At 61.6% G+C, this 8,883-nt stretch carries 9 protein-coding genes and 1 riboswitch; of the genes, 4 read left to right on the forward strand and 5 right to left on the reverse strand.

The features are described 5' to 3' along the window. Genes JQM68_RS10160 through JQM68_RS10170 form a run of 3 tightly spaced genes read right to left on the reverse strand, consistent with a single transcriptional unit; the run spans nt 1 to nt 3,047 of the window. Nucleotides 1-387, reverse strand: coding sequence for an MmcQ/YjbR family DNA-binding protein (locus JQM68_RS10160; RefSeq protein WP_235222891.1), 387 nt, complete (start codon nt 385-387; stop codon nt 1-3). After that, nucleotides 388-2,358: an excinuclease ABC subunit UvrB gene (gene uvrB / locus JQM68_RS10165; protein WP_328283730.1), complete on the reverse strand. Its 1,971-nt coding sequence runs from the start codon at nt 2,356-2,358 to the stop codon at nt 388-390. It lies immediately after the preceding gene. A gap of 11 nt (nt 2,359-2,369) precedes the next feature. Beyond that, a complete protein-coding gene (locus JQM68_RS10170; protein ID WP_235222893.1) occupies nt 2,370-3,047 on the reverse strand; it encodes a JAB domain-containing protein in 678 nt (225 codons plus the stop codon). A gap of 246 nt (nt 3,048-3,293) precedes the next feature. Next, nucleotides 3,294-3,456, forward strand: a riboswitch (M-box (ykoK) riboswitch). 113 nt (nt 3,457-3,569) lie between these two features. Between JQM68_RS10170 and mgtE the strand changes: the two genes are divergently transcribed. The 4 genes from mgtE (at nt 3,570) to JQM68_RS10190 (ending at nt 6,046) form a co-directional block, all read left to right on the forward strand. After that, entirely contained in the window at nt 3,570-4,955 is a 1,386-nt protein-coding gene (mgtE, locus tag JQM68_RS10175) for a magnesium transporter (RefSeq protein ID WP_235222894.1), read from the forward strand. A 130-nt stretch (nt 4,956-5,085) separates the two neighbouring features. Beyond that, on the forward strand, nt 5,086-5,277 hold the full coding sequence (locus JQM68_RS10180) for a DUF1540 domain-containing protein (RefSeq protein ID WP_412758470.1): 192 nt from the start codon (nt 5,086-5,088) through the stop codon (nt 5,275-5,277). 59 nt (nt 5,278-5,336) lie between these two features. Further along, nucleotides 5,337-5,690, forward strand: coding sequence for a TSUP family transporter (locus JQM68_RS10185; protein ID WP_235222895.1), 354 nt, complete (start codon nt 5,337-5,339; stop codon nt 5,688-5,690). Continuing rightward, a complete protein-coding gene (locus tag JQM68_RS10190) occupies nt 5,690-6,046 on the forward strand; it encodes a sulfite exporter TauE/SafE family protein (protein WP_235222901.1) in 357 nt (118 codons plus the stop codon). The genes JQM68_RS10185 and JQM68_RS10190 overlap by 1 nt, the downstream gene beginning before the upstream one ends. Before the next feature lie 33 nt (nt 6,047-6,079). Here the strand turns inward: JQM68_RS10190 and JQM68_RS10195 are convergent, their stop codons facing one another. Next, nucleotides 6,080-7,345: a S1C family serine protease gene (locus tag JQM68_RS10195; RefSeq protein ID WP_235222896.1), complete on the reverse strand. Its 1,266-nt coding sequence runs from the start codon at nt 7,343-7,345 to the stop codon at nt 6,080-6,082. A gap of 6 nt (nt 7,346-7,351) precedes the next feature. After that, nucleotides 7,352-8,809, reverse strand: coding sequence for a sensor histidine kinase (locus tag JQM68_RS10200; protein WP_235222897.1), 1,458 nt, complete (start codon nt 8,807-8,809; stop codon nt 7,352-7,354). Between the last annotated feature and the right edge of the window lie 74 nt (nt 8,810-8,883).

Consider the following 8,883-nt stretch of genomic DNA (forward strand, 5'->3'; position numbering starts at 1 on the left):
TCAATCCTCTCTTGCCGCTAAAATCTCCCGCTGCGCGTATTTCGGCAGCTTTTCCAGCACCAGGCGGTGGGAATCTTCACAGAGCTGGCGCAAAAGCTCGTCCGGCAGCTCCCCGTCCAGGAAGCAGGCGATCCAAGCGCGCTTGTCGCTGTAAAAGCCCGGCAGAATGTCCGGGTATTCGGCCCGGAGCAGTTCGGACCGGGCCGGGTCGCATTTCAGGTTGATGAGGTCGTGGCCCCCGTAGGTCTTGTGCTCCGGACCGGGAGAACAGACGGCGGCGAACAGCTTGCCCCGGAGCATATAGCGGAACCAGCCCCACTCGGGCTTGTAGTCCTTCTCCGCGCCGGGGAGGGACAGGAGGTAACCATCCAGCCATTCGTAACGCATTTATTTCTCCCCTCTCAATTCGATGATGCGGTCACGCAGCACCGCCGCGTACTCGAATTCCAACATTTTGCTGGCTTCCCGCATCTCCTTTTCCAGCTTGGCGATCTCCGCCTCCCGCTCCTGCTGGCTGAGCTTGCGCTTCTTCCGGCCCCGGATGGTGTCTTCCTCCGCGGTTTTGGAAATCTCCAGCACCTCCCGGACGCCCTTGATAATGGTCTTGGGCACGATGCCATGGGCCTTGTTGAAGTTGTCCTGAATGGTACGGCGGCGCTCGGTCTCATCGATGGCCGCCCGCATGGAGGGCGTGATCTCATCGGCATACATGATCACTAAGCCCTCGGCGTTTCGGGCGGCGCGGCCTATGGTCTGGATAAGGGACGTCTCAGAGCGGAGGAAGCCCTCCTTGTCGGCGTCCAGAATGGCGACCAGGGACACCTCCGGCAGGTCCAGACCCTCCCGCAGGAGGTTGATGCCCACCAGTACGTCGAATTCGCCCAGCCGCAGGTCCCGGATGATCTCCATCCGCTCGATGGTCTGGACGTCGGAGTGCATATACCGCACCCGGATGCCCGCGTTTTTGAAGAACTCCGTCAGATCCTCCGCCATCTTTTTGGTCAGGGTCGTGACCAGCACCCGCTCGTTCTTCGCGGCTCGGGCACGAATTTCGTCCATCAGGTCGTCGATTTGTCCTGTGACGGGCCGGACCTCCACCTTCGGGTCCAGCAGGCCGGTGGGACGGATGACCTGCTCCACCACCTGGTCCGCCCGCTCCCGCTCGTAGGGGCCGGGGGTGGCGGAGACGAAGATGGCCTGGCCGATATGGTCCTCGAACTCCTCGAATTTCAGGGGGCGGTTGTCGTAGGCGCAGGGCAGGCGGAAGCCGTATTTCACCAGGCTGTCCTTCCGGGCGTGGTCGCCGTTGTACATGGCCCGCACCTGGGGCAGCGTCACGTGGCTCTCATCCACGAACAGCACGAAATCGTCGGGGAAAAAGTCCAGCAGGGTCATGGGGGCTGACCCGGCGGAACGGTCGGAAATGATGCGGGAGTAGTTCTCGATGCCGGAACAATAGCCCAGCTCCGTCATCATCTCCATGTCGTATTCGGTGCGCTGGCGGATGCGCTGGGCCTCCACCAGCTGGCCGTTGTCGGTAAAAATTTTGACCTGCTCCTCCATTTCCCGCCGAATCTCGGAGATGGCCTTGTCCATCTTGTCCTTGGTGGTGACGTAATGGCTGGCCGGATAGATGGCGATGTGGTTCAACACCCGGTTCACCGCGCCGGTGAGGGGATGGAACTCGGAGATGCGGTCGATCTCATCCCCGAAAAGCTCGACACGAATCGCCTTATCCTTATAGTAGGCGGGGTAGATTTCCACCGTGTCGCCCCGGACCCGGAACATGTTCCGCTCAAAGGCGATGTCGTTCCGCTCATAACGTATTTCAACCAAACGGCGCAGCAGCTCGTCCCGGTCCCACTCCGCTCCCACCCGGAGGGACACTACCATCTTGGCAAAGTCGTCCGGCTCGCCCAAGCCGTAGATACAGGAGACGGAGGACACCACGATGACGTCCCGCCGCTCCAGCAGGGCGCAGGTGGCGGAGAGCCGCAGGCGGTCGATCTCGTCGTTGGTGGAGGCGTCTTTGGCGATATAGGTGTCGGTGTGGGGGATATAGGCCTCGGGCTGGTAGTAATCGTAGTAAGAGACGAAATACTCCACGGCGTTGTTGGGGAAAAACTCCTTGAACTCCGCGCACAGCTGGGCCGCCAGGGTCTTGTTGTGGGCCAGCACCAGGGTGGGGCGCTGGATGCGCTCGATGACCTTCGCCATGGTGAAGGTCTTGCCGGAGCCGGTGACGCCCAGCAGCACCTGCTCCTTCAATCCGTTCTCGATGCCCTCCGCCAGAGCCGCGATCGCCTCCGGCTGGTCGCCGGAAGGCTGGTATTCAGAAACAACTTCAAATTTCGGCATACCGTTCTCCATCAATCCGTGAGATAGCCCGAATCGGCCATGGATACAAAATCACCGTCGGCCACGATGATGTGGTCCGTCAGCGCCACGCCCACCACGTTCAGGGCCGTCTTTGCCCGGTCTGTGGCGGCGTAGTCATCCTGAGAGGGCAGGGCCACGCCGCTGGGATGGTTGTGGGACAGGATGACGGCGCTGGCGCCGGTGAGGATGGCATTCTCCACCAGGCGGCGGACGTCCAGGTCCGCCGAGGCAATGCCGCCCTCCCCCAGCTTTTTGCAGGCCAGGAGCCTGCCCTTGCGGTCCAGGCAGAGCTGGTAGACCACCTCGTTCTTCTCCCCCGCGAACCGCTCCAGCAGGTAGGCGCCCACCCGCTCCACGGAGCTCAGGACCGTCTCCTGCTCCGCATCGGACAATTTGGCTTTTCGGTAGAGCTGGGGCGCCAGCTTCAGCAGGATCGCGGCGCTCTCGCCGATGCCCTCCACCTTTTGCAGGTCCTCCACCGGGGCGGTGAGGACGGCGGACAGAGAGCCATAGCGCTCCATCAGGGCGTGGGCGATGGGGTTGGTGTCCCGCCGGGGGATGGCGTAGTACAGCAGCAGCTCCAGGGCCTCATGGTCCGCGAAGGAATCCAGCCCGCCCTTTAAAAACCGCTGCCGCATTTTCTCTCTGTGTCCGTCATGGATGCCCACCGGAAAGCCTCCCCCTGAACCGCGGTCCCGTTCATTCTCGTAATGTTGTATTATATCACGAAATTGCCGGTCCCCACAAGGTATTTTTCCAATCTCAGCTTTCTTTTATCATACCACAGCGCCCCAAAATATGCAACATCCGTTCGATGGTTTTCCGGGTGAAAAGCACGGTGTCGAAATTCCCCGCCCACGGGTTGACAGGGCCAAAAATTTAGCATAATATAAACGTGAAAAGTGGTAAAACTTGATAGCGTCCGGTAGGTAAGGCTACCACAGGGATATGGGTCGCTGCCGCGGAGTGATGGAGACATCATGAGAGGGTTTGAACAGGTGATATCGAACACGAAGGTATCATCTAACGCGATTTCACCGCCTTGTGAAGCTAAAGCTTGAACGGTTGGAAGAGCGGACGCCTCTTTTGGGGCGCATCTTCGGGGCGGGAGCTGATGTTTCCCCAGCCGTACCGGACGGAACGGCTGGGGGTTTTATTTTACATTGCCGCAGGAGAGGAGGTCCCGCACTGTGTTTGAACTGGAGAATGAACGGACGGAGCTGCTGGAGCAGATTGAGGAGCTGATCCAGCGAAAACGCTATGCCCAGCTGCGGGACCTGCTGGTGCCGTTGGAGGCGGCGGATATTGCCTCCCTCTGCGGCGATCTGGACGAGGAACGGCTGCCCCTGGTATTCCGCCTGCTGCCCAAGGAGCTGGCGGCAGAGGTCTTCGTGGAGCTGGACTCCGACGAGCAGGAAATGCTGATCCGGGGCTTTTCCAACACCGAGCTGAAAGAGGTGCTGGACGAGCTGTATCTGGACGATACCGTGGACATCGTGGAGGAAATGCCCGCCAACGTGGTCAAGCGCATTCTGCAGCACTCCGACCCGGAGACCCGGAAGAGCATCAATGAGATTTTGAAATATCCCGACGACTCCGCCGGCAGCATCATGACCACGGAGTTCGTGGACCTGAAGGCCACCATGACGGTTGAGGACGCCCTCAAGCGCATCCGCCGCACCGGTCCGGACAAGGAGACCATCAACATCTGCTATGTCATCGACGAAGGGCGCCACCTCATCGGCGTGCTGTCCATCCGGACCCTGCTCCTGGCGGAGGAGGACGACGTCATCGGCGACATCATGGAGCGGAACTTCATCTCCGTCCAGACGCTGGACGACCAGGAGACCACCGCCCAGGCCCTGAGCAAATACGACTTCCTGGCCCTGCCGGTGGTGGACACGGAAAACCGTCTGGTGGGCATCGTCACCGTTGACGACGCCATGGACGTTATCGAGGAGGAGACCACCGAGGATATCGAGCTGATGGCGGCTATGCTGCCCTCGGACAAGCCCTATCTGAAAACCGGCGTGTTCGAGACCTGGAAGGCCCGCACCCCCTGGCTGATGATTTTGATGCTCTCCGCCACCTTCACCGGCATCATCCTCACCCATTTTGAGGACGCCCTCATGTCCTGCGCCATCCTGACCTCCTTCGTGCCCATGCTGTCCGGCACCGGCGGCAACAGCGGCACCCAGGCCTCCACCGCCATCATCCGCGCCCTGTCCCTGGGAGAGGTGCGGTTCTCCGATTCCCTCCAGGTGCTCTGGAAGGAATTCCGGGTGTCCATCTGCTGCGGCCTCTGCCTGGCCGCCGCCAACTTCGCGAAAATGATGCTGATCGACCGCTGGCTGATGCACAATCCCGCCGTCACGCCCATGGTGGCGCTGGTGGTGTGCTGCACCCTGGTGGGCACGGTGATGTGCGCCAAGCTGGTAGGCTGTACCCTGCCCATCCTGGCGGAAAAAATCGGCTTTGACCCAGCGGTCATGGCCTCGCCCTTCATCTCCACCATCGTAGACTCCATCTCCCTGCTGATCTACTTCCGGTTTGCCACGCTGCTGCTGGGGATCTGAGCGGTTTCATACAATTTTTTCAAAAAACAGAGCTGCTTCGCGGCTCTGTTTTTTTGTATAGTTTTTTGGCCGCGGCGCACACTATCTACCGGCGAAAGCCAAAATTCTTTCGATCAGGAGGCCTTTGACCATGATGAAGGACTGTACCAACAGCGGCTGCGACTGCACCCCCAACCAGAGCATCAAGTGCACTGTGAACAACTGCGCCCACCATTGCCAGGATTCCAACTACTGCGGCCTGGACGCCATTCAGGTCGGCACCCATGAGACCAACCCCACCGAGATCAAGTGCACCGACTGCGAGAGCTTTAAGCTGAAATAAAAGCCCGAAGGAACGGCTCAGGCCGTTCCCTACATAATTTTGGGAGAGGGGGCGGCGCTGTGGAATCCAAATGGCCGGCGCGGATCGCCGGAGGGGCGGCGGGACTGGCCAACGGGCTGTTCGGAGGCGGCGGCGGAATGGTGTTCCTGCCCATCCTGTCCCGGTTCGGCAAGCTGGAGCAGCGGAAGCTGTACGCCACCTGCGTAGGCGTCATCTTCCCGGTGTGCGCGGTGTCCGCCGCCGTGTACATCTGGCGGGGCGGCGTATCCCTGACGGCGGCGCTGCCGTACCTGGCCGGCGGGCTTATCGGCGGAGCCTTAGGTGGAAAGCTGTACGGCAAAGTCTCCACGAAATTCCTGAAATGGCTGTTCGCCGCCTTTCTCTTTTACGCGGGGGTGAAGTATCTGCTGTGATGGAATGGCTCCTCCCCTTTCTCTGCGGCCTGGGGGCCAGCGTCATTTCCGCCTGGGGCGTGGGCGGCGGCACCCTTTTGCTGCTGGTGATGACCCTGTTTCTGGGCGTGGACCAGCGGACCGCCCAGGGCGTGAACCTGCTGTTCTTCCTCCCCACCGCCGCCAGCGCCCTGGTGTGCCACTGGCGGGGCGGCTATCTGGACAAGCCCACGCTGAAAAGTGCCGTGCCCTGGGCGGTCATCGCCGCCCTGCTGGGGGCCTGGGCCGCTACCGCGCTGGATGTGGCGGTTCTGCGCAAGCCCTTCGGCATCTATCTGCTGCTCTCCGGCATCAGCCTGATCTGGCCTCAAAAATAAGCAAGCCTGCCGCTTTCGCGGCAGGCTTGCTTATTATTCGGTTTCTTCCACAGATTCCCGCAGGGACAGCGTGACTTCTAAAATCTCTCCATCCCGCCAGAGGGTCATGGTCAGTTCATCGCCGATGCGCTTCTGCCGCCGGACCCACAGGAGGTCCTTGCTGGTCTCCAGGGGATAGCCGTCGGCGGCCAGCACATAGTCCCCCACCCGGACGCCGGCCCGGTCCGCCGCCAGGCCCTCCGTGACCTCCACGACCTCCAGACCGCTCTCCGTCTCGGAGAGCTGGGTGGCTTCCAACAGGACGGACAGGCCCAGGACCGGCTGGAGCTGGGTCTCGCCGGAGGCCAGCAGGTCGTCCACCACCCGGTCCATGGTGGCGGAGGGAATGGCAAAGCCCAGGCCCTCGATGCTGAAATAGCTGGAGCTCATTTTGATGACGTTCAGGCCCACCACCTGGCCGTATTCGTTGATAAGCGGTCCGCCGGAGTTGCCGGAGTTCAGGGCGGCGTTGGTCTGGATGAGCGTCATGGTGCGGCCGTCCACTGTCACATTCCGGTCCACGGCGGAGACGATGCCGTCGGTCATGGTGCCCCACAGTTCATAGCCCAGGGGGTTGCCGATGGCGTACACCGTGTCGCCCACCTCCAGGTCCTCGGAGTCCCCGAACTCGGCGGCGGGAAGGCCCCGGGCGTCCACCTTCAGCACCGCCAGGTCGTTCACCGGGTCGCCGGCCACATAGCTGGCCTGATAGCTGGCCCCGGTGTCCAGCGCGATGTAGCAGTCGGAGCCGCCCTCCACCACATGGTAATTGGTGAGGATGTAGCCGTCCTCGGTGAAGATGACGCCGGTGCCGAGAGACGCCTTGCTGCCCACCTGCACCATGACCCGCACCACAGAGGGGTTCACCTGCCGGTAGACCTCCTGGGCGGTCAGGGCTTCGCCGTGGTCCCGCAGGACGTCCAGCTTCACACCCTGCCCGGTGGGCCAGCTTTGGATGGTAATGTCCCCGGGCTCCGTTTCCACTTCATAGGGGGAATACTGCCCAAAGCGGTCCCGGCCAAAGTTTCGCAGCTGTCTCCAGGCAAAAGCGGTCACAGACAAGGCCACCGCCACGGCAAGGCAGCCCATGAAGATCCACAAGCCCTTCCGCTTCTTTTTTCCGGCAGGGGGCGCCGCCTTTTGCCGCAGGATGCCGGGCAGAGGGCGGGTATAGACCTCCACCACTTCCCGGGGGTCCGGGCGGCTGTAAGTCTCCACGACTTCGCCGGGCAGACGCCGGTTGTCCTCACGTTCTTCCATAGTTCCTCATTCCGTGCCCAGGGAGAAGGTGAACGTCGTCACCCCGTCCTCGCTGGTCACATTGATATGTTCCCGGTGCTGCTCCAGGATGGTCTTGACGATGTACAATCCCAGGCCCACACCGTCCTTGTCCTCGCTGCGGGATTTGTCGCTCTTGTGGAACCGCTCAAACAGCAGGGGCAGCTCCTCGGCGGGGATGGTATCGCCGATATTCCGCACCGTGACCCGGGCCTTGCCGTCGATGAGGGCCACGCCCAGATACAGGGTGGAGCCCTCCCGGGCGAACTTCGCCGCGTTTTCCAGCAGATTGTAGATGACCTGGGTGATCATGTCGTTGTCGCCCAGGACCAGGATGGGCTCGTCGGGAATATCGGCGTCCACGTCCAGATGCCGGTCGTTGATCTTTTTCTCCATGGAGATCAGCACCCGGCGCATGCTCTCGCAGATGTCGAAGTGGTTGCCGCCCTTCAGGGGGTCGATGGCCTGGAGCTGGCTGACGTCCAGCATCCGCCGGACCATGCGGCTGAGGCGGCGGCTCTCGTCGGAGATGATCTGGAGGTACTGCCGCTCGTTCTCCGGCGGGATGGTGCCGTCCAGGATGCCGTCGGTATAGCCGGCGATGGTGGTCATGGGCGTTTTCAGCTCATGGGAGATGTTGGCGATGAACTCCCGGCGCTGCCGCTCCGTCTGCTGGAGGCTCTCCGCCATGTTGTTGAAGGAGGCCGCCAGCTCGCCGATCTCGTCGTCCCGGCCGTAGTCATTCATGCGGATGTCAAAATTCCCCTCGGCGTACTGCCGGGTGGCGGCCGCCATTTCCCGGATGGGCTGGATCTGCCGCATGGTGGTGACGGAGGAGGCCATAAAGGAGATCATCAGCACCACCAGGGCCGTCATAAAGAACAGGCCGATAAAGCCCTTCCACATGGAGTCCAGCGAGGAAGTGGTGGACACGGCGAACACCTCGCCCACCGTCTCCCCGCTCTCGGGATTCACGGCGGGCACGCCCACCACGAACCGCTTGTTCTCATACAGGCCCCCCAGGTTATCCCGGCGGGCGGAGGAGCCCTTTTCCATGATCTCCCGGGTCATGGCCTCCGGCATGGTGACCACCATACCGTCCAGCGACTGATCCGTGGACAGGAGCACATGGCCCTCCTTGTCGCAGATCATAAAATGCAGGTCGGACACGGCGGCCGCGAAGGATGCCAGCCGCTGGAAGTCGGGGTCGTCCTGCAGCTCCTCCATGGTGAGATACCGGCCACTTTCCAGATAGCTGACGGACAGCCGGCTCATCACGCTGGCCCGGTTGCCGATCTCCTCGCTCTTCTGGTTCCGGGCATAGTTGTAGCTCAGGCTGAAAAAGGAAGCTCCCAGCAGCATCAGTGTCAGCATCACCATGCCGGCGGTGACGAACATCTGCCGCCAGTAGAGCCCCCGGATACGGAAGTCTCGCTTTTTTTTCATTCGTATAATCCGCCTTTCTGCGAAAGGCACCGACGGGGTTATGAAACCCGTGTGCTTTCGCCGGTAAAACTTGT

Origin of the sequence: Oscillibacter valericigenes, assembly GCF_021531435.1 — a bacterium.
Classification (GTDB): domain Bacteria; phylum Bacillota; class Clostridia; order Oscillospirales; family Oscillospiraceae; genus Oscillibacter; species Oscillibacter valericigenes_B.

Bases quoted from the DNA above. Each gene is read 5' to 3' on its own strand.
- JQM68_RS10190 (WP_235222901.1), top strand. From the start codon at position 5,690: ATGGAATGGCTCCTCCCCTTTCTCTGCGGCCTGGGGGCCAGCGTCATT.
- JQM68_RS10200 (WP_235222897.1), bottom strand. From the start codon at position 8,809: ATGAAAAAAAAGCGAGACTTCCGTATCCGGGGGCTCTACTGGCGGCAG.
- uvrB (WP_328283730.1), bottom strand. From the start codon at position 2,358: ATGCCGAAATTTGAAGTTGTTTCTGAATACCAGCCTTCCGGCGACCAG.
- JQM68_RS10160 (WP_235222891.1), bottom strand. From the start codon at position 387: ATGCGTTACGAATGGCTGGATGGTTACCTCCTGTCCCTCCCCGGCGCG.
- JQM68_RS10195 (WP_235222896.1), bottom strand. From the start codon at position 7,345: ATGGAAGAACGTGAGGACAACCGGCGTCTGCCCGGCGAAGTCGTGGAG.
- JQM68_RS10180 (WP_412758470.1), top strand. From the start codon at position 5,086: ATGATGAAGGACTGTACCAACAGCGGCTGCGACTGCACCCCCAACCAG.